This is a genomic window from Clostridium moutaii, from assembly GCF_041205085.1.
GTDB classification, from domain to species: domain Bacteria; phylum Bacillota; class Clostridia; order Clostridiales; family Clostridiaceae; genus Clostridium_B; species Clostridium_B moutaii.
The window spans coordinates 17,253-40,744 of the sequence record NZ_JBGEWD010000016.1; the positions used below are offsets into that span (position 1 = coordinate 17,253).

Genomic DNA, 23,492 nt, shown 5'->3' on the forward strand with positions numbered 1-23,492 from the left:
ATCCTTAATCCCTTTTGACAATTCTCAGTATAGTTAAAATCATTCCAACGATACATATAAAAGCTGCAAATAAATACACCACCTTCATACCATAAAGAAATATATCAGGTCTTCCCTGTACAAATCCTGTAACTTTATATCCTATTTTGCTGCTCATTCTATTATACAAAAGAGCTACGGAAAAAGTTATTCCCGATACCATTCCTATATTCCTGACCAATCCATTTATACTGCCCACTATACCCAATTTATTTTTTGGTGCCAAGGACATCACTATGGAATTATTAGGAGATTGAAACATACCATTTCCTATACCCATTAACGCTATGCTGATGGCTATTTGTACATAGCTGGATTTGAGATTCAAAAAAGCCATGGCACAAAGCCCTGAAGCCATGGTAAAAAGTCCGAATACAGTAAATATCTTGGCTCCTATTTTATCTGATATATAACCGCTTAGAGGTGCCACTATGGCTGTACTTACAGGAATGAACAGCATGATAATACCAGATACAGCTGGAGATATTGACCTGGCGCTTTGGAGATAAAAAGGCTGAATTATGTTTACACAAAACATACACAGAAAAGAAATAAATGCACACAATATACTTATATTGAAAAGTTTATTGTGGAATATGGAAAAATCAATCATTGGATTTTTGGAAGTTTTTTCTGTAAAAAAGAAACTTAATCCACAGAGTATGCTTATAATAAAACCTATAATTATCTTATTGTTACTCCAGCCTATGGTTTCACCGCTTAATAAGGCCCAAAAAAGAGAAACTATTAGTAGTATGAATAAAAAAGCACCTTTTAGATCAAAATTCAGTGAAACTTCATTTGCTTTTTCTTTTGGAAGTATGAATTTGCCTGCAATAAATGCAAAGATGGATATAGGTATATTTATTAAAAATATAGATTGCCAGTTAAAAATCTGTACCATAATTCCTCCAAGTGGAGGTCCAAGCATGGTGCCAATGGCTACAGAACTTCCTAAAAGCCCAAGAGCTCTTCCTCTTTCTTCTTTAGGAAAAGAAACAACTATTATGGCTTGATTTGCAGACATGAACATTGCAGCTCCTATAGCTTGAATTATTCGCGAAAAAACCAAAAAGCTGAGACTTTTTGAAATTGTACATAAAAATGAACCAAATCCGAATATTAGAAAGCCATAATTAAAAATAACTACCTTTCCAAATTTGTCAGATAGCTTTCCAAATATAAGTATAGATGCAGATATTACTATTAAATAACTTGTAACCACCCATTGTATACTGTTTATTTCAACACCCAAATGATTAGACATCACAGGCAGTGCTATGTTCACAATACTGCTATCTATATTCCCCATAAATGGAGATATTAAAACTACTGCTAATATTCTCCATCTGTTTTTATAAATTTCTTCATTCATACTAAAAATCTCCTGCAAATTATATACGATAAATAATAATATACAAGGAGAAGTTAAATTTGTCAACTTTTACATGATTTTAAGAAAATTTTAAGGAAACACCTATAAAATTTAGATGTATAGGTAAGGTTTACAAAATTAAATTTAAGAGGTGACATTGATGAATACTATAAGTGATAATCAAAGTACAATTAATTGGTATCAACAAATTAAAAATGTCCAGGATCAGGAAAGTACCATACAAAATATCTTTAACTCAGGTGAACAATTTCAATAATAGATTATTTTTATGATAGGATAGTGGTAGTTGTATGAAAAGGAAATTGATTTCATTGGTAGTCAGTATATTCATAATTGGAAGTTTCTTTCCTGCTGTTAACGCCAGTGCTTCTAAAAGTCAATTGAGGATGGATACCTCCAGGTATATAGTTACTGTAACATCTCAAAAGGATATCAATAATATAAAATCTAGTATTCCACAGGCAGGAGTCAAGGTATTAAATAATGGTCAAGCTATTGTATACTCTAATCAGATTTCAAAAAATACGCTTAATAAGGGATTGTCTAAAATTAGAGGAGTAAAAGATGTAAGAAGTCCAGTCAAAATGAGCATAGATGGATTCTCAAGGAGAACAGCCAGTAATTCTCCAAGAAATTTGGAGTGGGATATATCTGATGTAGAGGCCGATAAGGCATGGTCAAATATAGATCAGGGAGAAACTGTAAAAATTGCTGTAGTGGATACCGGAGTGGATTATAATAATTTGCTGCTGAAAGGAAAAATTGATGTTGATGATGGTTATAATTTTATCACGAATACTTCAAATGCGATGGATGATAATGGACATGGTACAGGAGTGACAGGTATTATAACCACGAATTCAACATTAAATGGTACGGGGCTTCTTGGTATAGATGGAAACTTAGATGTTCAAATAATTCCTGTAAAAGTACTTGATAGTACTGGTTCTGGTGATTCTGATATAATTGCAGAAGGCATACAATATGCAGCAGACAAGGGAGCTGATATAATCAACTTAAGCTTTGGAGGAAAAGGATCTTCACCTGAGATAGATTCTGCTATAAAATATGCTACCTCCAAAGGTTCATTTGTAGTTACTGCAGCAGGTAACGATAATGCTGATGTAAAAGATTATTCGCCTGCGTCCAATCCAGATGCATTTACTGTATCAGCGCTCAATATGCACAATACTAAATCCTATTATTCAAATTATGGTTATAATGTTCAAGGTGCTGCACCGGGAGATAATATTTTGAGCATTGAATTAAATAATACATATTATTTTATGACAGGTACGTCTATGTCAACTCCGATAGTATCGGCAGTTGCAGCTATGGTTAAGTCTGTAAATCCAGCTCTAAATTCATCCCAGATAGATCAGATACTTGATGAATCTACAGATAGTATTATGACAAGTGGAAAAAATATATATTATGGATATGGGAAGATAAATGCATTGAAAGCAGTAGAAACAGCCATAAAAGCTAATAATCAGTAAAATAAAGCAGCCATATGGCTGCTTTATTTTGTAGTGAATCTGGTATAAAATAACTAGAAAAATCAGGGACTCGGCAATATTTTAATATTTATCTCATTAAATATATATTAAAAATTCATTTTTAATAAAATTTTTCTGTAATTTAATTTTATTTTAATATATATGGATTAAAATAATTAATGGTGAAAAATTGTAGTAAAACTAAAAATAATAAAAAATATATTAATCTTATAAGGAGGTGATTAAAAAATGTATTTGGTACTTATAATAAAAGCCATTATAATAGGTATTGTAGAGGGTATTACTGAATTTTTGCCTATATCATCTACAGGTCATATGATTATAGTAGGTGACTTAATAAATTTTAGGGATCCAACTTATAGAAAAGCTTATGTGGATATGTTTGAAATTGTAATTCAACTAGGAGCTATACTTGCAATATTGGTGCTTTACTGGAATAAGATATCTGGTTCATTAAAAAATCTTGCCCCTGGAAAATGGGGGTTTAGACTCTGGTGCAATGTAATGATTGCTTTTATACCAGCTGCTGTAATAGGTGTATTATTTAACAATATAATACAGGAGAAATTATTTAATTCTATTACAGTAGCTTGTGCACTTGTATTTGGTGGTTTTCTAATGATATTTATGGAAAATAAGTACAGAATGGGAAATAAAATAAATAGAATTGAAGATATAACTGCAGGACAGGCTTTTAAAATAGGATGCTTTCAATGTCTTTCCCTTTGGCCGGGAATGTCCAGGTCTGCATCTACAATAATGGGTGCATGGACAGGTGGACTTACCAATGTGGCAGCAGCAGAGTTTTCGTTTATTCTGGCAATACCAACTATGATAGCTGCGTCAGGTTTTTCATTGTTAAAGGTAAAAATAACAATGACTGCTCCAGAAATAATAGCGCTTATAATAGGGTTTGCAGTTGCATTTGTAGTTGCGTTGGTGGTTGTTGATAAATTCATAAGCTTTTTAAAGAAAAAACCCATGAGAGTTTTCGCCATATATAGAATATTTATAGGAATATTGGTATTGATATTGACATATGCAAATATCATACATGTTACAAAATAAATTAATACATCTTTATTTAACCTTAGTTAAGTAACTTGAATTTTAAAATTACTTAACTAAGGTATTATAAATCAATTCTAATTTGAGAACTTCCTATTATTCGATTATTATAATAAGCATCCACTTTCTAATATGCTTTAGATTTAATAATGTCAATATTCCATCTTTTACACAGTATCTTCCATAATCATAGGTAACACGTTGAATAATTATATTTTTTATGCAAATTTAATATAAATACAATTATATTTTAATAATATAGATTTAAAATAGAAAATACAGTTGAGATATTAAGTGTTACCTTAGTTGCTGAAAATAAAATTTGAATTGATAATTAAGCTAATTATATGAGGGGGAGTAAAAATGGATGATAAACTAGCTATGTGCAGAATAATAACTAATTTTAAGAATTTTAATATGTTAATTGATGAGTTTATTGAAAAATTTCCAGCAAAAATTGAGAACTATGGGTATATTACAATAATTAATTCTTTTATTATCAATAATATGCTCAGTTTTGACATTAAGTATTCTTGTTCAGATCAAGATATAAAAGATATTTTTGGAGATGTATTTAAAAATGTAGTTAAAGAAATAATGAAAAGTCCGTCAAAATTTACAATTGAACTAGAAGCCATTAATTAAAACAACAGAAGTTTAAACAAGAGAGTCATACTTATCTGTATCATATTTTAGCAGTACTCTGGTTAAATGTTCGGCATGCTCTTTTTCATCACTGGCTATTAAATAGAATATACGCTTGATGTCTTGTTGATAGAATTCCACTAAGTGTTGTTCATATAAAATAACAGCTTCAAATTCACCTTTTATATCTGCTCTGACATTATTTAAAATAATTTGTTTATCATAATTAGGCTTATATGATTGCATAGTTGTTTTGATGATGGGAGGCTGATTTTTTTGAACATTGTATTTTTGATATTGTACCGAATCATATTTACGAAGTAAATTAAGTAACATTCCATAGTGATTTTTTTCATCCTGTATTATACTTTTCCAAACAGCATTGATGTCTTCCATATTTGAGTCTGCTATGTGTTGGGCGTATCCGTTTATAGCAATAATTTCACCGATAAGAGCTTCACGTATCTTATTTGTAAAAAAATAAGGATGTCCTTGTGGTTGACCGTCTTTAATAGTATAGCTCATTATAACACCTCCAGGTCTTTTTTATTTATTATATTATGGGTTATAATATAATATGTCTAAATACATTAGTTTTTAATTTGATTTTAATCTATTTAATTTAATATACAATATTGAGGAAAAGTGTTAAAGTACTATTTTAGAGGTGATTTTTTGGAAAACTATAAAATACTTATAATTGAAGATGAAAAGAAAATGTCAACATTTATTCAAATGGAGCTCAATCATGAAGGATACACTACTGACGTTGAATATAATGGAAGAGATGGGTTGGAAAAAATACAGAATGAAAACTATGATCTGGTGCTTTTAGATATAATGCTGCCTGGGCTAAATGGAATGGAGGTCTGTAGAAGAGTGAGGCAGTTTTCCAAGATTCCAATTATAATGATAACTGCTAAAGATGATGTGACAGATAAAGTAATGGGGCTGGATATTGGAGCGGATGATTATCTTACAAAACCATTTGCCATAGAAGAGCTTCTAGCTAGAATACGTGTTATAAGAAGAAATAATAATGAAAATTTAAATGATTACAAATATAAAGTAGATAATCTAATAATGGACACCAAAACACATGAAGTTACAAGAGATGGTAAACTTATTGAACTTACTAAAAAAGAATATGATCTTTTAGAGCTTCTTCTAGCGAATAAAAATGTGGTTTTAACAAGAGATCAACTGATTGAAAAAGTCTGGGGTTATGATTATTTTAATGATACCAATGTGGTTAGTGTATTTATAAGATACCTTAGAAGTAAAGTTGATGATGGATTTGAGAATAAATTAATCACTACCGTAAGAGGAGTTGGATATGTAATAAAGGGAGATAAGTCATGAATTTAAATATAATAAAAGATGCAAAGATATCTGTTAAATTGACCGGAATATTTGCTTTCATGTTCTCTATAATGCTTGTAGTGTCTAATGCATATATATTAAATGGATTAAAGCATTATTTATATACACAGGCAGGTAAACGTGTAGAAGATGTAAATGTAATAATACTCAATAAGTTAAAATCAAATGAAAATTCCAATAATGAGTTATTTTCCGATATAATGCCTAATGAAAATATATTTATAAAAATAATGGATAAAAACGGAAAAATAATAAGCGAATCAAATAAATTTAATTATCGTTTAAAAAATTCTGAGCCCTATGGTAAAATAAAACATATGGAAGAACATGAAAAACATCTTACGTATTTAAATACAAAAATATTAAATAAAAATTATGGAACTGTATATATACAAATAATTAAGGATATGGACAATGAATATGATTTCTTGAAGATATTGTTTTTCTTTATGGCTGCGGCAGATTTATTCGGAATAATTTTATCAATTCTACTAGGATATGTTATAAGTAAAAAAATGCTGAATCCGATTGACAGTATCACAAAAACTGCAGAGGAGATAAGTATTAACAATTTAAAAGAGAGAATAGATATACAAGGTCCCAATGATGAGCTTAAAAGGCTTGCAAGTACACTAAATGATATGATCGACAGGCTACAAGGATCTTTTAATAGGCAGGTTCAATTTGTATCAGATGCATCTCATGAGCTTAGGACACCGATAGCCATAATTCAGGGATATGCCAGCCTTTTAGATAGATGGGGAAAAGATGACAGGGAGGCTCTTGAAAAGTCTATTGAAGCCATTAAATCCGAGTCACATAATATGGGCAAACTAGTAGAAAAATTGCTTTTTTTAGCCCGTGGTGATAATAAGTCGCAAAAGATAGAGAAAAATAGATTTCATCTCAACAAATTGATAGATGAAGTTATTGAAGAGACTAGATTAATAGATAAAAATCATATAATATCAAATACCAACAATGAAAATATACAGGTTGTTGCAGATTATAAACTTATAAAGCAATTGGTCAGGATAATTGTGGATAACAGTGTAAAGTTTACAGCAGAGCATGGAAAAATAGATATAAGTTCTATTAAATTTGGGAAATACATTAATATAGTAGTAAGTGATACCGGTATAGGAATTCCACAAAGTGAAATTCCTAAAATATTTGATAGATTTTATTGTGTAGATAAATCCAGATCTAAAGATATTGGGGGAAGTGGGCTTGGACTATCCATTGCTAAGCAAATTGTGGATACATACAATGGAACTGTGGATGTTAAAAGTGAAGAGGGGAAAGGTACGAAAATAACTATAAGTTTAGATATATGATTGAAGATTACATATTATTAATTGCACGTCATCAGCTTAATCTAGCACGTTTATGTAATATATCTTTAACCTCATTTATATCTTTTGCATTATTCTTTGCCATTTTTATATAAGCTAAAGCTGAAGGAATTAAAAATAGTTGAAATAATGATAAGGTAATTATATAATTCTGAGGTTCTCTTATATTTACAGAGATAGCGGAGAGTAAAATTCCTACCCCGGCGTTTCCTATAGTTCTACCCAGGCCATTAGCTAGATTAGCTATACTAAAAGCAGTTCCTCTGTGTTCAGGAAGATTTACATCGGTTATTAAAGCAAGCCAATTTGGTGTATTTGCAGATTGCAGTGCACTTGCAAAAAAAGATAAAGTAAATATCATGCATACCCATGGATTTGTTACAATTCCTTTCAATAAGGTCATAAGTATCATTAATGGATCGTTATTTTGCGGTAGTTTAAGTCCATTCATTGGGACTATAAACATTGCTATGTAAAATGGTATTATGGCGAATACAAAATATGAGGTGAGAATAGCTCTTCCCTTATATGTTTTCTTTTGAACTATATCACCTATATGACCAAATAAAGGAGATGTTAAACCACCTAATTGAAATATTGCAAAAAGATATCCGGCAGCAATAATTGAAACTTTTGGACTGTAGCCTTGTTGCTGAATTTTTGAAATATATAAAGTTGGCAGCCATATTAGAGTACCGGTTGTAATATTCATAAAAAATGCCTGTAAAAACAATAAAATATTACTTCGCTTTGAAATGATATCATATAGATGATTAAATTCAATGCTGTAATTGTATTCATATCCTTCTTTAATAAGCTTTTGTAGTTCGGGTTCTGACTCGCCTACAGTGGGTTCTTTTATAAAAAAATATAGTATAATTAATAAGAAGCCTATTATACTTACAATTTCAAATGGCTTTCTCCAGCTTGTAAAAGAGGCTACCAATGATGCCATTAGTGCTCCTGATATTCCACCAAATCCCTGAGCCATACCCCAAAGGCTTAATAACATTCCTCTGTACTTATTTGGAATACAGTCAGTTAAAATGCTAAAACCAATTGAGGCTATACATCCTAACCCTATGCCGGTAAAAATTTGAAGAATAAAGAGTTGAAGATAATTACTACAACGTGATATTAAAAATACTGAGAATGACCATATAATAGTGCCTATAATAACAAGAAGCTTTCTATTGAATTTACCTGTAAGGTAACCCCATAGGATTGATGAAAAAGATGTAACTAAAATGTTAATCGCTGAAATAATTCCCAACGAAGAAATTTGCACATTCATATCTTTTGCTATAGAAGAAAAAAGTGGTGGAAATAATCCTATGATGATATTATCAAAGGCAGCTAAAGCTATAAAAACAAAAACGGTGTAAATAATTTTTATATTATTGATGTCCATAAAAATCTACAGCTCCTTTATTTTTTAGATCTTATTTATTGTAATCCATTTTTTAATCAAATATTAAAATTTAATATAATTTTAATTAAGTTTTAATATTGATTTATACTTGATTATGTAAAATATTATATATATAATGGTATAAAGTTTCTACAACAATATTATTGGTAGTATCCATATTTTAACTTAACTAATGAAAGGAATTAATTATGATTAATAGTATACTTATCATTTCATCTAATTTTACTGGACACGGGCACAAAAGTATAGCTGAGTCCCTATGTGAAAAGTTTTCAAACAACAAAAATGTCAAAATTCATATTGTGGATGGGTTTTCACTTGGTGGAACAACCTTGTTAAATATAGCCAAGGCATATGGACCCATAACTAGAAAATCAGAGAGCCTATGGGAACTTATATGGGATATATCATCTGTTAAACCATATCTCATTAATGAAATTATCGAACTAAAGGTAAAAGATAGATTTTTGGACTTATTAAAAAAAGTAAACCCAGATTTGATTTTGTCCATACATCCAAATTTCAATGGCTCTCTTATGAATATATTAAAAAAATATAATATCAAAATACCATTTATTACACTTATTGCGGATTTGGTGAGCATATCCCCTCTGTGGGCTGATCCAAGAGCTGATTATATTATAAGTCCTACAGAAGAAGCAAAATATAAATGTATGGAATTTGGTGTTCCTGCAGAAAAAATAAAGGTTTTGGGTTTCCCGGTTCGTTCGAGATTTTATAATCACACATGCCAACGTGAAGAAAGTGAAGATTACAATACGAATAGACCTCTAAATTGTATGATAATGAGCGGCGGTGAAGGTGTTGGAAACATGAAAAAAATAGCCGAGATTCTGCTGGATAATTTTAACTGTACAGTAAAAATTGTAGCAGGCCGAAACACAGAATTGAAAAAAAAATTGGAAAAATCATTAATCGAAAAATATGGTAATAAAGTTGAAATATATGGTTTTACAAAGAATATACAGGATTTGATGTGGTGTTCTGATATTGCATTTACACGAGGAAGTCCTAATGTCATTATGGAAGCCATAGCATGCAATGTACCTTTAATAATAACCGATGCTTTACCTGGGCAAGAAGAGGGAAATCCAAAATTTGTTGAAAAGTATAATCTTGGAATTATATGTAAAGATACAAGAAAAATAGAAACCGTAATAAGTGAGTTGATTGCAAATAATTTGGAAAAACTAAATAAAATTAAAAGATCTCAGAGAATTTATGCCAATCAAGATGCTGCAGAAGATATTGTAAATTTTATTTTAAGTATGAAAAATAATTTTAATGAAGTAGAAATAAAGGATGCAAATTTTTTGATTCCAAAAGTAAAAATGTGAATGTTATTAAAAATTCTTATTTAATTATAACTTTTTTTTAACCATATCTTAATTTTATATGTATAAGATAATACATATAAAAGTTAAGTTAAATACATTTGAATTTTAAATAATAAAAGGGGAGAAAAGTTATGAGCGTCATAGGAAATTTAATTAATATTGTATTACATCTTGATAAGTATTTAAATATTATAATACAAAATTATGGAGTATGGACATATGGTATCATATTCCTGATTATATTTTGTGAAACAGGTTTGGTTATTACGCCATTTTTACCGGGTGATTCCATTATCTTTGCAACTGGAGCGCTTGCTTCAGGAGGTATGCTCGAAGTGTTCACGTTACTTATTGTATTTTTTTTAGCAGCAGTAATAGGAGATACTGCTAATTATTATATAGGTAAAAAAATTGGAACCGGTATTTTGGAAAAAGAAAATATCAGGTTTATCAATAAGGATCATCTTGACAAAGCACACAGGTTTTATGAAAAACATGGATCTATGGCTATAGTATTGGGAAGATTTATTCCGATAATAAGAACCTTTGTACCATTTGTAGCTGGAATTGGGAAGATGAGCTATTATAAGTTTATAACTTATAATATGCTTGGGGGATTCTTATGGGTATCCTTATTTTTAGGCGGAGGGTATTTCTTTGGCAGTTTACCTTTTATAAAAAGTAATTTTTCTTATATAATAATTGCTATTATAATAATATCGCTTATTCCAGCAGTTATTGTGTTTGTCAATGAAAAGAAAAAAGAGGAAAATAACAATGACGGTACTAGTGCGGAAATTTGATGTTTTCATAATGCTTTTTATAAATAAATATTTAAGAAACAAGTATTTAGATATATTTATGTGTATAATGACAAAATTGGGGAATATGGGAGCTGTTTGGATTGCAATAGCGATTTATTCATTGATGGACAAGCAATACAGATATGAGGGAAAAGTTGTATTGAGTACTTTGATAATAAGCACAATTATTGGAGAGGGAGTACTGAAAAATTTAATAAAGCGTTCAAGACCTTTTGACGCAGAGAAAAATGTAAAACTTCTTATTACAAAACCTATATCATATTCCTTCCCTTCTGGACATGCTCTGTCCTCTTTTGCTGTTGCAGGTGTTCTATCTGTGTATTTTGCAAAGTATGAACTGATTTTTATAGGATTGGCATTTTTTATAGCCATTTCAAGAATATACTTATGTGTTCATTATACTACAGATGTCATAGGTGGAATTGCCATAGGGTTGATATGTTCTAAATTTATTCTTGTAGTGTTAAACTTCAAATAACATTATAATAATGGAAAATAGTATATAAACTTAAAATCTGTAACTATTATTTTAATATATAATAATATATAAGTATAGTCTATAAATTGGAAGTGAAAAGATGAGTTATTGTCCATATGATTTTGACTGTCACTTTATGAGGTATCCAGCAAATTTGCAAAATGGCATGGATGAAAGACCATACACCTATCCAGACAATTTACCTAGAGCAATTAATTTAATAAGAGAAGCTGTATCCGGAGAAAGAGGGGATGAACTTTTCTATGATTACTTGATAAAAAATTCTCCTAATGAAGAATCTAGAAATGTTATAACAGGAATTAGAGATAATGAGAGAAAGCACAACAGGATGTTTAGACAGATTTATCATGATTTAACCGGGAAAAGTGTATCTGGTGTTCAAAATGAAGAAATGCAATATCCAAAACATTTTTGTGACGGCGTTAAAAAAGCATTATATGGAGAACTAGCAGCAGTTCAAAGATACAGAAAAATATTATTTGCAATGCAGAGCAGAGTTCACATAAATATGCTGACTGAAATTATTACAGATGAAATAAGGCACGCAAGTCTATACAATTTTTTATATTCATTTAATCAATGCTTTAAAGGTTAGAAGGTTAGCATGTAATTTATATAATTAAATTAATTTTAAAATGAATTATCGCAAATTATGATAATTCATTTTTCATATAAATATATAGAAGAAACAAGACTATTAAAAAGTTTAAGCAATTTATTTTTGAATTAATTGTTTTCTATCATTAAAAAATTTCTTGTAACTTAAATAACAAGCTGTAAAAGAAGTTACAGAAGTAGCGGAAAGTAACATAAAAGTGACTATTATCTGATATTTCACGGCACTAACAGGTGAGGTACCTGCAAGGATAAGTCCTGTCATCATACCTGGAAGTGCCACTATTCCAAGAGTCTTAGCTGAATCTATAGTAGGAAGCATACCAACTTTAATAGAATCTTTTATTATACTTGCAGATGATTGATAAATATCAGCTCCAAGGGAAAGTTTTGTTTCAACTTCATCTTTTTTATTTTTAAAATTCAACTTTATTTGTTTGAAACTTAATCCCAAACTTACCATGGAGTTGCTTATAATCATTCCACCTATAGGTATTACTTGATAGGGTTCATATTTTATAATTCCCAAAGATACAAGAATAATCAAAGTAATTGATGTCCCAAAGATTATTGATATGAAAGATATAATAAAAATATTTTTAATTTTACCTCCCCTTTTTGCTGCATTATATGAAGCATTCACTATCATAAACATTAATAAAAATGTAGTAAATAATACATTCTTTAATCCAAATACATAATTTAGTAGATATCCTACAATAATTAGTTGTATCACAGCTCTTGCTATACTTATAATTATATCTTTTTCAAGGCCTAATTTTTGCCAATAAGAGAATATAAGAGAAATTAATACAAGTAATAGAGAAAAGAGAATAGAATAAATACTAATATTTGTAGCTCCAGTCATTTTATAACCTCCAAAGATTTCAAACTTCCATTTTCAATTGATAAAATCTTGTTTGCATGCTTTTTATTTTGCTCCGGATTATGAGTTATCCACAAAATAGTGGTTCCTTTTTCATTTAAAGATTTGATTACATTTTCCACGATAGAAGTATTTTTTTCATCAAGTGCTGACGTAACTTCATCTAACAGGAGAATTTTAGGAATGAAAATTAAAGTTCTAATTAGTGCAATCCTCTGTTTTTCTCCACCTGAAAGATTATTTATGGTTCTAGATAAATAGCTTGAATCCATTTTAAAATCTTCTAAAAGTTTTTTGATTAAATTTAAGTCCACTTCTTTATTTCGTATAGAAAAAGGAAACATTAGGTTGTCCATAACCGTATTTTCAAAAAGACAGGGAGTTTGAAAGCAATAGGCTATTTTTTTCCTCCATTCTATAGGGTCATATTTAACATAAGGTATGCCTTCATAAAATATATTTCCGCTAGTGGGACTTATAAGTTGTGAACATAACTTGAAGAATGTACTTTTGCCGCTACCAGAAGGGCCAACTACAGATACGAAATCCATAGGGATGATTTCTAAAGATAAATTTTTTAGTATGTATTTATTGTCGCTGATGTATGATACATTTTTAAATTCTAATAAAGACATAAATAAATCTCCTCAAATATATAAAATATATTTTTATTTTATACTATTAGCATTAAAATCAGATTAAAATTCCCAAAAGATGTGAACTAATATAATTCTAATTTTATATTAAGGAGTTTTTAACTAAATTCTAATCTTGTAAATTTATAATTTTATATAAAGTCAAACTTGAATCAGTTGGGTTTTGGCCCAAATTGATTTTTAGTTGAACTAATCAAGAGATGTAGCAGTTCTTTACTCCAACTTTAAAGAGGAGGAGAGTATTAGAACTAATAGTTATAGTATAAATATATTTTTATTATAGAAGGAGGAAGAGATCTATGAACATGGAGATTTTCAGATTAATAAATAATTTAGCATATAAACATGTGATCTTGGATTATATAATGATTTTCAGTTCAAAATATTTGCCGTACATTTTTATTGCTAGTATTATCTTTGTATTTTTTAAAGGAATAATTGAAAAAAATGAAAACTATAAAAAAGTAGCCATAAATACAGTGATTATTACTGTCATTAATTTGATTATTAATTTTATAATTGGAAGTATATATTATGTAGATAGACCTTTTGTACATAATAAGGTAAATTTACTTTTCAATCATTCTAGGGATGCCTCTTTCCCAAGTGATCATGCTTCTGGGACTATGAGTATAGCAATTGGAATTAAAAAATATAATAGAGTATTTCAAATATTTTTAATAGCTATGTCTGTTTTGGTAGGGTTTTCAAGGGTATATGTAGGACATCATTATCCTATAGATATAATAGGAAGTTACATGATTGTTTTTATAACAAGTTATGGATATAATAATCTGTTTTATAAAAAAACAGATAAGATTTATGATGTTTTGGAGAATAGGTTAGAATTAATTTTAGGCAGAAAAAAAACAATCTCATAAGTGTCCTTTTTGCCTAAAATCAGAAGATAACTTACTGGTATATACAAAAATTTGACATATGCAAGGTATAGAAACTAGGAACATTCACATACTGTTAAATATGGCAAACAGTGTATTGATTAATAAAGAGGCTGAACTCGTTCTTTTGTTGCTCAAGGAGAATATTGGTACTGAATGATCAAATTGCAGTGCCCATAAAACCTTGCTCACAAGAGCACAAGATTTTACGGACTGAATTAAAATCTTAATTCAAAGGTTTATCTTTCATGTATAACCTGTAACCTATTTCTTCAAATAGTGAAAACAAGCTGGTAGTTATGAAATATAATCCTATGGCAACTGGGGCTTTAACTGTAATAAATATGCTGAAAATACTTATAAATATAAGGTTCGATTTTGTCATTTTCATCCATTCTACTGTTTTCAAGTATTTTATATATGAAAGTAAATTGGGGCTTAATGATATAAGTGCATATATTAAGGGAATTATAAAATATTTATCTGGCATTTTAATGCTGACTATCCAGGGAATAATGATTGTACCAACATTTACAGGCATTTTTATAATCACAAAATATAATGAAGATATTATAGGCAATTGCAACAGACTTACAAAGCATCCCAGCATGCTTTTAGTGCTTTGTCTATAATATTTTTGCATTTCTGATTCAAGTTTTTTCTTGTCGTTTTTATATTTTTCTTTTATGCCGCTAATTTTTTTTGACAATATATGCTGCTGAACAATACTTGTTTTTTGTTTTATTGATACAGGCAAAAGTACAATTCTAACTGTTATCGTCAATAATACAATTGCAATTCCAAGATCTCCGGTCAGATTAAAAAGATAGTGAAGCAAGGTATTTAATAGATTAAAAATGATGTTCATAAAATTCTCTCCTTGTTTAATATATTTATTTTGTTAGGATACATCATTTTTAATTAAAGGTACACAAAGAATCTCCATATGCTGTATTTTTCATAGACAGTATATTCATCTACAGTCATACCATCTGAATATTTTAATTTTCCCCTCCATGTACAGGTGATGAATTTATAATTGACTTTTCTTATATCATTCTTGTATGAATATAAAATCCAGGAAAGGAACCCAGCTATACAAAAGAAAATTAAAATAAGTTGAATTATATTTACAATATCCAATTTCATAGTATTCTACCTTTTGTAATATATTTTTTGTAAACTTCAATTGATAAAATAAATAATAGTATTATTGCTGCATAGGGAAGTGTTTTGTATAAAACTATGGTGTAACTGAGAATTTCACTATTCAGTGATTTCTCGAATATAAGGTTTAATAATCCAACGCAAAGCAATGCTGAAAGAAATGAATAACAAGTTGATTTAGTCAATCCTTCATTTATCATGTAAAATCTTTGAGGAAGATAAAATATTGATGAAGTTTTTTGCCTTTCTTTTTTTGATGCAGGTATAATGATAAGGGAGATGACATTTGCCAGTATAAGCTGGTTTAAGTTGATGCCAAAATAAAATGGCTGGCTGAGTATTCCTCTTAACAGCGTGATAAATGCTGAAATCAAGATCGTCCATAGAAAATATTTTTGTATATAATCTAATGAATTGTAAACTGTACCTCTACCGCTGCCGTATTCTTCAATAACCGATTTGCAAAATTCTTCATAGTTTTGTCCGATAATCAAGTCCGCAGATTTATTTTCCATTTGTGCCTGCAATAACATATCTATAATTTGCTGGAGAATTTCTTCCTTTTCAATTGTTCTTAAATTGCTGTTTTGAATATAAACAGTAATACTTTTATATAAGTATAAGTTGGTGCTGTTTAATTTTTTTTGCTCTTTCAATCTTATTTTTTTAAATCGCCATTCTAATAACATAATCATTCCTCCAATACATTATCAATGCTCAGCCTGATTTTTTTCCACGATAATATAAAACTTTCCAATTCTTTAGTACCTTCGTCAGTAAGATAATAATATTTTCTCATAGGACCCAGTGGAGATTTTTTCATAACAGAGTAAAGCAATTTTTTCTTTTCCAGTCTTATAAGTATAGGATAAACACTTCCTTCTGAAATTTCTTGAAAACCATAATTAACTAAACTCTCACATATTTCATAACCATAGGTTTCATGGCTATTTACTATTTTCAAAATACAACCTTCCAGTAATCCCTTTAATATTTGGGTAGTATTGGACATATAATCACCTACTTTGTATTGTATAATAGTATATGTAAATTATATATGTGCTACTATGTATTGTCAAGTAGATGGAAACAATAAAATCAATGGACATTTGAATAAACAATAATGTATTATCAGGAGGAGATTATTTCGTATAACTGTGATTGATATATGGTAAAAGTATTTTATATTTACATCATAAATATTATGTAAATATAAAATAAAGTAAACTAAATAATAAAGCAAATACAGTTGAGAATATATTTGGTTTATTTATGATATCAACATTAAATAGAAAAATCACTTTAGCTGCAAGTGGATTTTTATGATAACTTGTGTACTTTCTAGCTATTTCATTTACAAAAAAACGGATGACTTTTTTATTTGTTATATAGTCTCGTGGTGATTTGTGCTGAAATAAAGGATGCTATGGGCACCGTGAAAATTACTGCCATGCTGCCTGTAAGGCCCTGGATGATTTCCAGACTTACCATATCCATATTGATTAATTGATTATAACTTAAATTATAGGAATAAATTATTATAAGCATGCTTAAGGATGCACCAGCAAAAGCTAAAATAAGAGTGTTGGACATGGTACCCATCATATCTCTGCCTACATTCATTCCAGATTCAAATAGATTTTTTTTACTCATTTGTGGATTGGACATGTATATTTCCTGAATGGAAGAAGCTATGGATATGCTGATATCCATCACAGCACCTAGAGATGCTATTAGAATTCCTGCGGCTAAAAGCCCATATACCTTCATGCCGGATACATTGGAGATCATATTTAGACTCTCCACCTGGGTCAGATTTAAACCCGTTAAATGAGCAAAATGTCCGAAGATGAATTCAATTATTCCGGCAATTATGACTCCTGATATGGTAGCCAATATGGCGGATAAAGTTTTTGAACTCTTCCCATTTAGTAAAAACAATGAAATACAGGTGGTTATAATTATTACGAAAATTGAAGCTAAAATTGGTGAATATCCTCTGTAGAGCATGGGAATGAACAGAAATATAATACAGCATAACGTAAATATAAGACCCAATACGGATTTAAATCCTTTTTTTCCTCCGATTATACAGATCAGGGCAAAAAATATAAAGATAAATATATATTGAACAGTAGCCCTGTAATAATTGTATACTGTCACACTATATCCACTGTTGCCGGCGGTGGCTATATCTACAACTATTTTCATATTGGGCTTTAAGTATACATTGTGAGTGTCACTCAAATAATTTGTGACGTTCTTAACCTCTCCTTTGTGCTCTCCTGAAAGAATCTTGAGTTTTACTTCCTGAGTTCCAAAATATATGTTCTTTGACTCATTAAACTGTTTTAAAGAATTATTTTTTACATCTAACACTTCGGCTTTTTCATATTTCACATAGGATTTACCATCTTGCCTGTTGTAGGTTACAGGATGGCTTATGTTGAAGTTATATAAAAAAGCACCAAATAGCAGCGTGGCTATTATAAAAATCAATATCCTGGATGTTTTTGAAGACTTTATCATGTTTGTTCCCCCATATAGTTTAATCACCAGCTAATTATATTATTTTAATACAATATCCCTATAAAGATTGTGTAAAGTTTGGGTTAAATATATAAATGTTATGATTATTTTACATGAATTTTACATAAACATGACAGATGGAACACAAAAGTGATGCTAGTATAAAAAATATAATGCATTAACTAAATTGCTAATGCTTATATATCATATCTACAAGGAGGAGTTTCATGAAACAGTATCTAAAAAAAGCAGCATTGTTTATGCTGTGCTCTTCATTTATACTTTCAGGTATTATGATACCAATATCAGCCAATGCCGATACAGGTACAGATGTTGCAGTAAATCAATCAATTACGCTCAAGGGAGAAACCTCGGGAAATATCAAAGATATAACTTTTGCACCCGGCAAAGATCCATCCCAAGTTAATTTTACATGGTATTCCAATAAGGATACATCGGATGCTCAGGTTCAAATTGCATTGAAGTCCGATATGACGGCTAGTGAATTTCCGGAAGACAAAGCCCAGTCATTTAAAGGCAAAAAATCAAATGGCAATGATGATTATTCTTCCAACAAGGTGACGGTAACTGGATTAAAGCAGGCCACAGCATATGTATATCGTGTAGGTGATGGTACTAACTGGAGTTCTCCAAATAATTACACTACGCAGGATATATCAAATGGCTTTGATTTCTTGTTTGCAGGAGATCCTCAGATTGGTGCAGGTGGTGATATAGACAAGGATTCAGCTGGATGGGTTGATACAGTAAAAAAAGCCACGGATAAATTTTCAACCAACAGCTTTATAGTGTCCATAGGCGATCAGGTCAACAATGGAAAAGAGCTTAACGGGCAGACAAATGAATTGGAATACGATGGATATTTCAAAGCAGATCAGTTGAAAAATATTCCTGTTGCTGCAATCCCGGGAAATCATGAGGGATATGGGATAGGTCATATCACCCATTTTAATCCTCCGAATATGTCTGATAAATATGGCATTTTCACCAACAATGGATATGAATCGGATAATAGTAATGGTACAACAGGTAATGATTACTATTTTGTATATGGAAATACACTTTTTATGATGCTGAACAGCAATGATATAAATGCAGAAGATCATAAGGCATTTATGCAGGAAGCAATAGCAGCGAATCCAGATGCAAAATGGAAGATAGTAGGTATGCATCATTCCATATACAGCTCTGCAAATCATGAAACGGATGCAGATATAGCAGCAAGGAGAATAACTTATCCGGAAGTATTTCAGGAATTGGGAATAGATGTGGTTTTAGACGGACATGATCATTGTTATACAAGATCTTATCAGATGGTAGATGGTCAAGCAGTAAGTGGCAAAGATGATACAAATGTTACTGATCCAAACGGTGTGCTTTATGTAACCGCAAATTCAGCAAGTGGAAGCAAGTATTATGAGATTCAGGAACCAAACTACAACAATTATTATGAAGCTAAAAAAGAACAGGACAAGGTTCCTACATTCTCAAATGTAAGTATAACAGATAAGAGTTTTACAATTACCACATACAGAACTGATACCATGGCTGCCATAGATAATTATACTATAAATAAGACAACTTCCCATAAAAATGTGTCCAGATTAGCAGGACAAGACAGATATGAAACTGCGGCTAAGATATCACAGAGCAACTGGGATACAGCAGATGCGGCAGTATTGGTTTCAGGCCAATCTTTTGCGGATGCACTTAGTGCAGCTCCTTTTGCAAAACTGAAAGATGCACCTGTACTCTTGACTTCAAGCAATACATTGAATATAAATACTAAAGATGAGCTTTCAAGATTGAAAGTCAGAACGGTTTATATAATTGGAGGTACTGGAGTAGTATCAAATTCAGTGGAAGATTCCTTGAGAAATATGAAAATTGTTGTTAAAAGAATAAGCGGAAGCGACAGATATGCTACTTCGCTGGCAGTTGCCAAACAGATAAGTGGACCAAAGCAGGTATTTATAGCTTCAGGAGAAGGATTTGCAGATGGACTTTCTGTATCTTCATATGCAGCCTTGTCGGGAAGTCCAATACTTCTTACAAATGGCAAAGAATTGAGCAGTGATATACTTCAGTATGTAAAAGGAAGCGGAAGTACACCGTATGTAGTTGGCGGGAACAGCGTGGTAGATGACAGTGTGGTTAGCAGTCTTGGAGCTGAAAGAATATACGGATCGGATAGGTATTCTACAAATCTTGCCGTACTTAATAAGTTTAGTGACAAGTATGATACATCAAATATCTATCTGGCATCAGGCAGTGATTTTGCAGACGCACTTTCCGGATCAGCAGCGGCGGGTGAAAAAAGTGCCCCAGTGGTGCTGGTTGGAAAATCTGGCTCCAGCGATACTAGAAATTACATCAATGGAAAATTAGCGGGTGTTGGTCAGATCACCATTCTTGGAGGAGAAGGGTCAATCTTACAAAGTGCTGTTAATGAGCTTTTACAATAATAGCAAATAGGGTTACGGAATCAGGAATTTTACTTTCGATGAAGAGTAAGCCTGTACCGTAGCTCTTTTTATTAGGTTAAACACATTAAATATTCTTAACAGGAGATTATCATGAAATTAACAAGAAAATTGTATAATTTCATTAGAAATAAAGTGCAGGAGGTGAAAAATATGGAATCAAAAGATAAAAGCGAATTGGAAAAGATATTGAAAGATAAAAATATTGCCACGGTATTTCAACCTATTGTGTCACTTAAAGACGCATCTATTGTAGGTTATGAGGCACTCAGCAGAGGACCAGAAAGTTCCCCGCTGCATTTACCTGTAAAACTTTTTCATGCAGCAGAGGTATTTGATAAAATATGGGAATTGGAGTTGCTGTGTAGAAAAAAGGCTATTGAAAGGGCAAATAAAATAGATAAAAATAAGCTCTTATTTATAAATGTAGATCCCAAGATATTTAAAGACGATAGATTTAAAAGTGGATTTACCAAAGATTTTTTGGAAAGACACAATATGTCTCCAGATGTCATTATATTTGAAATAACGGAGAAAACGGCCATAGAAGATTATGAAGGCTTTAAAAAAGCACTGAATAACTATGTGGGCCAGGGTTATAAAATTGCCATTGACGATATGGGTACAGGTTATTCAGGTTTGAGGACCCTTATGGAGACAAAACCCCATTATATTAAAATTGATATTTCCTTTATAAGAGATATAGACAAAGACAGCTTTAAACAAGAGCTGGTGAAAACATTTGTAACACTAGGGCAGTCTACAAATATGAATATAATAGCTGAGGGGATTGAAACGGAAAGTGAGCTTGCAAAACTTATAGAATTAGGAGTGTGTTCAGGTCAGGGATATTTTCTCCAGAGGCCTTCGGGAACTTTTCTTGATATTCCCGAAAATGTGAAAGTAAAAATAATAAAGTATAATAAAATGAAAATCAATAGATTTCAGATTGAAAAAAATTGTATCGGCGATATCGCACAGCAAAATCCAGCTTTTTCTTCTGTGACTTTGAGCAAGGAGATAAAAAATTTTTTCGATACTTACAATATAACAGGGGTATGCATTGTAAATGAAGGATACCCTATGGGACTTGTTATGCAGCACAATCTGGATTACGTGCTTGCCACTCAGTATGGAATTTCAGTATTTTTTAGGCGCCCGGTATCTTTGATAATGGATTCCAATCCAACCATGGTAGACTATAATGCAGCCATAAGTGATGTATCAAAAACAGCCATGGCCAGAGATTATAAAAAAATATACGATTATGTCATAGTTACTAAGGATGGAAAATACTATGGTATTGTCACCATAAAGGATTTGTTGGAGTACACTCTTGAATTTGAAAAGAAACATGCAAAGAATCTCAATCCACTCACAGGCCTTCCCGGAAATAAAATTATAGATAAAGTTCTTGACAATATGATACATTCTCATATGGAATTTTTTCTAATCTATGCGGACTTGAATAATTTTAAAACATACAATGACACTTATGGCTTCGAGAATGGAGATAAAGTGTTAAAGATGACTGCAGAGATCATGGAAAAACAGGTAGAAAAGTATGTCATTTACAATGGATTTGTGGGACACATAGGAGGAGATGATTTTTTATGTATAGTTGAAAGTAATGTTGAAAAGGGACATAAGTTGTGCCAGAAGATAATTTCGCAGTTTGACACCAAAATACTTGATTTTTTTAATGAAAAAGACAAGCAAAATGGATACATTGAATCTTTTGACAGGAAAGGAAATAAGGATATTTTTCCACTTACATCCATAGCCCTTGGATGCATATATGGAAATTTTGACAAGTTTAAAAAGGCGGATGATATTGCTGTATACATGAGTAAAATCAAGAAAAAAGCTAAGGAAAGCAAAAATAGCTGTTATGTTGTCTATAACATAAATTCAAATAAGTAGTTTGGGGGAAATTCTATGAGGAAAAGAGTCCTGAAAGTTTTACATGCGATTTCTAAGATGATGGATAAAATAAATGGACATTTGAATAAACAACAATGTATTATATAATTGATAATTATATATGACAATAGATTAAATATTTTCTTTATATTGCCAGGGAAATTTTGAGAGTAGAATTATTGAAATATAGTTTTCTCTAAGATATGTGTCAAGTGATTTTTGGGTTCAGACGGAGTTTAGTAGTTAAGAGGGTGTTATTAGTGGAAATAATTAAATCAATATTTTATTTTATATTAGCAGGATTATTTGAAATAGGAGGAGGTTATTTCATATGGCTGTGGCTCAGGGATGGTAAAAGTATATTATATGGTTTAATTGGAGCTGTAAGTTTAATTATTTATGGCATAGTGCCAACTTTTCAACCATCAAATGCCAGTTTCGGCAGAGTATATGCAGCCTATGGAGGAATATTTATTTTTCTTTCAATTTTATGGGGATGGAAAATAGATAATGTTGTTCCTGATAAGTTCGACTTAATTGGAGGAACTATTGCGCTTATTGGAGTTTTAATAATAATGTATTTTCCAAGGAGTTAGGAATTTATTGATTTATAATTAATACTACTGATAAATACCAGTCATATAGGATATGATTGGTATTTATCATATTTCCCAGGAAAAACCTCATGAGATATTTATTGGTAGTTTATTGTGCTTTTAATAGGAATTTTATATCTGTAGGATGGTTATCTAATTTATATCTTGGAAAGTATTTTGTTAGATGAAAAGAAATGT

Annotated in this window: 23 protein-coding genes; 13 read left to right on the forward strand and 10 right to left on the reverse strand. The window is 30.6% G+C overall.

From position 1 onward, the window contains the following. Positions 1-4: 4 nt before the first annotated feature. The gene (locus AB8U03_RS14080; RefSeq protein WP_369705195.1) at positions 5-1,414 is read right to left on the reverse strand and encodes an MFS transporter; all 1,410 of its coding nucleotides are present in this window, start codon (positions 1,412-1,414) and stop codon (positions 5-7) included. Between the two features lie 311 nt (positions 1,415-1,725). Between AB8U03_RS14080 and AB8U03_RS14085 the strand changes: the two genes are divergently transcribed. The 3 genes from AB8U03_RS14085 to AB8U03_RS14095 all read left to right on the forward strand — a co-directional run bounded on the left by AB8U03_RS14085 (position 1,726) and on the right by AB8U03_RS14095 (position 4,668). Next, on the forward strand, positions 1,726-2,934 hold the full coding sequence (locus AB8U03_RS14085) for a S8 family serine peptidase (RefSeq protein ID WP_369705196.1): 1,209 nt from the start codon (positions 1,726-1,728) through the stop codon (positions 2,932-2,934). A 249-nt stretch (positions 2,935-3,183) separates the two neighbouring features. Next, complete coding sequence (locus tag AB8U03_RS14090) at positions 3,184-4,023, forward strand: undecaprenyl-diphosphate phosphatase (RefSeq protein ID WP_369705197.1); 840 nt, start codon at positions 3,184-3,186, stop codon at positions 4,021-4,023. Between the two features lie 363 nt (positions 4,024-4,386). After that, positions 4,387-4,668, forward strand: a complete 282-nt coding sequence (locus tag AB8U03_RS14095; protein WP_369705198.1) for a hypothetical protein — start codon at positions 4,387-4,389, stop codon at positions 4,666-4,668. Positions 4,669-4,680: 12 nt separating this feature from the next. On the opposite strand, the gene AB8U03_RS14100 is transcribed toward AB8U03_RS14095, so the two are convergent. Further along, the gene (locus tag AB8U03_RS14100; RefSeq protein WP_369705199.1) at positions 4,681-5,193 is read right to left on the reverse strand and encodes a ferritin-like domain-containing protein; all 513 of its coding nucleotides are present in this window, start codon (positions 5,191-5,193) and stop codon (positions 4,681-4,683) included. Positions 5,194-5,343: 150 nt separating this feature from the next. Between AB8U03_RS14100 and AB8U03_RS14105 the strand changes: the two genes are divergently transcribed. Together AB8U03_RS14105 and AB8U03_RS14110 are read left to right on the forward strand one after the other, a co-directional pair. Further along, the gene (locus AB8U03_RS14105; RefSeq protein WP_369705200.1) at positions 5,344-6,030 is read left to right on the forward strand and encodes a response regulator transcription factor; all 687 of its coding nucleotides are present in this window, start codon (positions 5,344-5,346) and stop codon (positions 6,028-6,030) included. After that, positions 6,027-7,388 (forward strand): sensor histidine kinase, encoded by a 1,362-nt coding sequence (locus AB8U03_RS14110; protein WP_369705201.1) that lies wholly within the window; start codon positions 6,027-6,029, stop codon positions 7,386-7,388. The genes AB8U03_RS14105 and AB8U03_RS14110 overlap by 4 nt, the downstream gene beginning before the upstream one ends. 31 nt (positions 7,389-7,419) lie before the next feature. Here AB8U03_RS14110 and AB8U03_RS14115 read toward each other — a convergent pair whose 3' ends face one another. Next, entirely contained in the window at positions 7,420-8,817 is a 1,398-nt protein-coding gene (locus tag AB8U03_RS14115; protein ID WP_369705202.1) for an MFS transporter, read from the reverse strand. Between the two features lie 209 nt (positions 8,818-9,026). Between AB8U03_RS14115 and AB8U03_RS14120 the strand changes: the two genes are divergently transcribed. From AB8U03_RS14120 to AB8U03_RS14135, 4 genes are all read left to right on the forward strand, one after another. Further along, entirely contained in the window at positions 9,027-10,196 is a 1,170-nt protein-coding gene (locus tag AB8U03_RS14120; RefSeq protein ID WP_369705203.1) for an MGDG synthase family glycosyltransferase, read from the forward strand. A gap of 131 nt (positions 10,197-10,327) precedes the next feature. Then, positions 10,328-10,999, forward strand: coding sequence for a DedA family protein (locus AB8U03_RS14125; RefSeq protein WP_369705204.1), 672 nt, complete (start codon positions 10,328-10,330; stop codon positions 10,997-10,999). Then, positions 10,974-11,498 carry a phosphatase PAP2 family protein gene (locus AB8U03_RS14130; RefSeq protein WP_369705205.1) on the forward strand — a complete coding sequence of 175 codons (525 nt, stop codon included), beginning with the start codon at positions 10,974-10,976 and terminating at the stop codon, positions 11,496-11,498. The genes AB8U03_RS14125 and AB8U03_RS14130 overlap by 26 nt, the downstream gene beginning before the upstream one ends. Before the next feature lie 100 nt (positions 11,499-11,598). Next, positions 11,599-12,114: a ferritin family protein gene (locus AB8U03_RS14135; protein WP_369705206.1), complete on the forward strand. Its 516-nt coding sequence runs from the start codon at positions 11,599-11,601 to the stop codon at positions 12,112-12,114. A 120-nt stretch (positions 12,115-12,234) separates the two neighbouring features. On the opposite strand, the gene AB8U03_RS14140 is transcribed toward AB8U03_RS14135, so the two are convergent. Next, on the reverse strand, positions 12,235-13,002 hold the full coding sequence (locus AB8U03_RS14140; protein ID WP_369705207.1) for an ABC transporter permease: 768 nt from the start codon (positions 13,000-13,002) through the stop codon (positions 12,235-12,237). Beyond that, positions 12,999-13,655: an ABC transporter ATP-binding protein gene (locus AB8U03_RS14145; protein ID WP_106011092.1), complete on the reverse strand. Its 657-nt coding sequence runs from the start codon at positions 13,653-13,655 to the stop codon at positions 12,999-13,001. The genes AB8U03_RS14140 and AB8U03_RS14145 overlap by 4 nt, the downstream gene beginning before the upstream one ends. A gap of 320 nt (positions 13,656-13,975) precedes the next feature. Between AB8U03_RS14145 and AB8U03_RS14150 the strand changes: the two genes are divergently transcribed. Then, positions 13,976-14,557 (forward strand): phosphatase PAP2 family protein, encoded by a 582-nt coding sequence (locus AB8U03_RS14150; protein ID WP_369705208.1) that lies wholly within the window; start codon positions 13,976-13,978, stop codon positions 14,555-14,557. 244 nt (positions 14,558-14,801) lie between these two features. On the opposite strand, the gene yidC is transcribed toward AB8U03_RS14150, so the two are convergent. From yidC to AB8U03_RS14175, 5 genes are all read right to left on the reverse strand, one after another. Beyond that, positions 14,802-15,443, reverse strand: coding sequence for a membrane protein insertase YidC (gene yidC / locus AB8U03_RS14155; RefSeq protein ID WP_369705209.1), 642 nt, complete (start codon positions 15,441-15,443; stop codon positions 14,802-14,804). Between the two features lie 53 nt (positions 15,444-15,496). Continuing rightward, a complete protein-coding gene (locus AB8U03_RS14160; protein ID WP_369705210.1) occupies positions 15,497-15,724 on the reverse strand; it encodes a hypothetical protein in 228 nt (75 codons plus the stop codon). After that, the gene (locus AB8U03_RS14165; RefSeq protein WP_369705211.1) at positions 15,721-16,431 is read right to left on the reverse strand and encodes a hypothetical protein; all 711 of its coding nucleotides are present in this window, start codon (positions 16,429-16,431) and stop codon (positions 15,721-15,723) included. The genes AB8U03_RS14160 and AB8U03_RS14165 overlap by 4 nt, the downstream gene beginning before the upstream one ends. 2 nt (positions 16,432-16,433) lie before the next feature. Continuing rightward, positions 16,434-16,754, reverse strand: coding sequence for a PadR family transcriptional regulator (locus tag AB8U03_RS14170; protein WP_369705212.1), 321 nt, complete (start codon positions 16,752-16,754; stop codon positions 16,434-16,436). Positions 16,755-17,119: 365 nt separating this feature from the next. After that, positions 17,120-18,271 (reverse strand): YibE/F family protein, encoded by a 1,152-nt coding sequence (locus tag AB8U03_RS14175; protein ID WP_369705213.1) that lies wholly within the window; start codon positions 18,269-18,271, stop codon positions 17,120-17,122. Positions 18,272-18,498: 227 nt separating this feature from the next. Between AB8U03_RS14175 and AB8U03_RS14180 the strand changes: the two genes are divergently transcribed. The 3 genes from AB8U03_RS14180 (at position 18,499) to AB8U03_RS14190 (ending at position 23,294) form a co-directional block, all read left to right on the forward strand. Beyond that, complete coding sequence (locus AB8U03_RS14180) at positions 18,499-20,757, forward strand: cell wall-binding repeat-containing protein (RefSeq protein ID WP_369705214.1); 2,259 nt, start codon at positions 18,499-18,501, stop codon at positions 20,755-20,757. 171 nt (positions 20,758-20,928) lie between these two features. Then, complete coding sequence (locus AB8U03_RS14185) at positions 20,929-22,698, forward strand: GGDEF domain-containing protein (protein ID WP_369705215.1); 1,770 nt, start codon at positions 20,929-20,931, stop codon at positions 22,696-22,698. Between the two features lie 260 nt (positions 22,699-22,958). Next, a complete protein-coding gene (locus AB8U03_RS14190) occupies positions 22,959-23,294 on the forward strand; it encodes a YnfA family protein (RefSeq protein ID WP_369705216.1) in 336 nt (111 codons plus the stop codon). Positions 23,295-23,492 lie beyond the last annotated feature (198 nt).

Bases quoted from the DNA above. Each gene is read 5' to 3' on its own strand.
- AB8U03_RS14080 (WP_369705195.1), bottom strand. From the start codon at position 1,414: ATGAATGAAGAAATTTATAAAAACAGATGGAGAATATTAGCAGTAGTT.
- AB8U03_RS14085 (WP_369705196.1), top strand. From the start codon at position 1,726: ATGAAAAGGAAATTGATTTCATTGGTAGTCAGTATATTCATAATTGGA.
- AB8U03_RS14090 (WP_369705197.1), top strand. From the start codon at position 3,184: ATGTATTTGGTACTTATAATAAAAGCCATTATAATAGGTATTGTAGAG.
- AB8U03_RS14095 (WP_369705198.1), top strand. From the start codon at position 4,387: ATGGATGATAAACTAGCTATGTGCAGAATAATAACTAATTTTAAGAAT.
- AB8U03_RS14100 (WP_369705199.1), bottom strand. From the start codon at position 5,193: ATGAGCTATACTATTAAAGACGGTCAACCACAAGGACATCCTTATTTT.
- AB8U03_RS14110 (WP_369705201.1), top strand. From the start codon at position 6,027: ATGAATTTAAATATAATAAAAGATGCAAAGATATCTGTTAAATTGACC.
- AB8U03_RS14115 (WP_369705202.1), bottom strand. From the start codon at position 8,817: ATGGACATCAATAATATAAAAATTATTTACACCGTTTTTGTTTTTATA.
- AB8U03_RS14120 (WP_369705203.1), top strand. From the start codon at position 9,027: ATGATTAATAGTATACTTATCATTTCATCTAATTTTACTGGACACGGG.
- AB8U03_RS14125 (WP_369705204.1), top strand. From the start codon at position 10,328: ATGAGCGTCATAGGAAATTTAATTAATATTGTATTACATCTTGATAAG.
- AB8U03_RS14130 (WP_369705205.1), top strand. From the start codon at position 10,974: ATGACGGTACTAGTGCGGAAATTTGATGTTTTCATAATGCTTTTTATA.
- AB8U03_RS14135 (WP_369705206.1), top strand. From the start codon at position 11,599: ATGAGTTATTGTCCATATGATTTTGACTGTCACTTTATGAGGTATCCA.
- AB8U03_RS14140 (WP_369705207.1), bottom strand. From the start codon at position 13,002: ATGACTGGAGCTACAAATATTAGTATTTATTCTATTCTCTTTTCTCTA.
- AB8U03_RS14145 (WP_106011092.1), bottom strand. From the start codon at position 13,655: ATGTCTTTATTAGAATTTAAAAATGTATCATACATCAGCGACAATAAA.
- AB8U03_RS14150 (WP_369705208.1), top strand. From the start codon at position 13,976: ATGAACATGGAGATTTTCAGATTAATAAATAATTTAGCATATAAACAT.
- yidC (WP_369705209.1), bottom strand. From the start codon at position 15,443: ATGAACATCATTTTTAATCTATTAAATACCTTGCTTCACTATCTTTTT.
- AB8U03_RS14160 (WP_369705210.1), bottom strand. From the start codon at position 15,724: ATGAAATTGGATATTGTAAATATAATTCAACTTATTTTAATTTTCTTT.
- AB8U03_RS14165 (WP_369705211.1), bottom strand. From the start codon at position 16,431: ATGTTATTAGAATGGCGATTTAAAAAAATAAGATTGAAAGAGCAAAAA.
- AB8U03_RS14170 (WP_369705212.1), bottom strand. From the start codon at position 16,754: ATGTCCAATACTACCCAAATATTAAAGGGATTACTGGAAGGTTGTATT.
- AB8U03_RS14175 (WP_369705213.1), bottom strand. From the start codon at position 18,271: ATGATAAAGTCTTCAAAAACATCCAGGATATTGATTTTTATAATAGCC.
- AB8U03_RS14180 (WP_369705214.1), top strand. From the start codon at position 18,499: ATGAAACAGTATCTAAAAAAAGCAGCATTGTTTATGCTGTGCTCTTCA.
- AB8U03_RS14185 (WP_369705215.1), top strand. From the start codon at position 20,929: ATGGAATCAAAAGATAAAAGCGAATTGGAAAAGATATTGAAAGATAAA.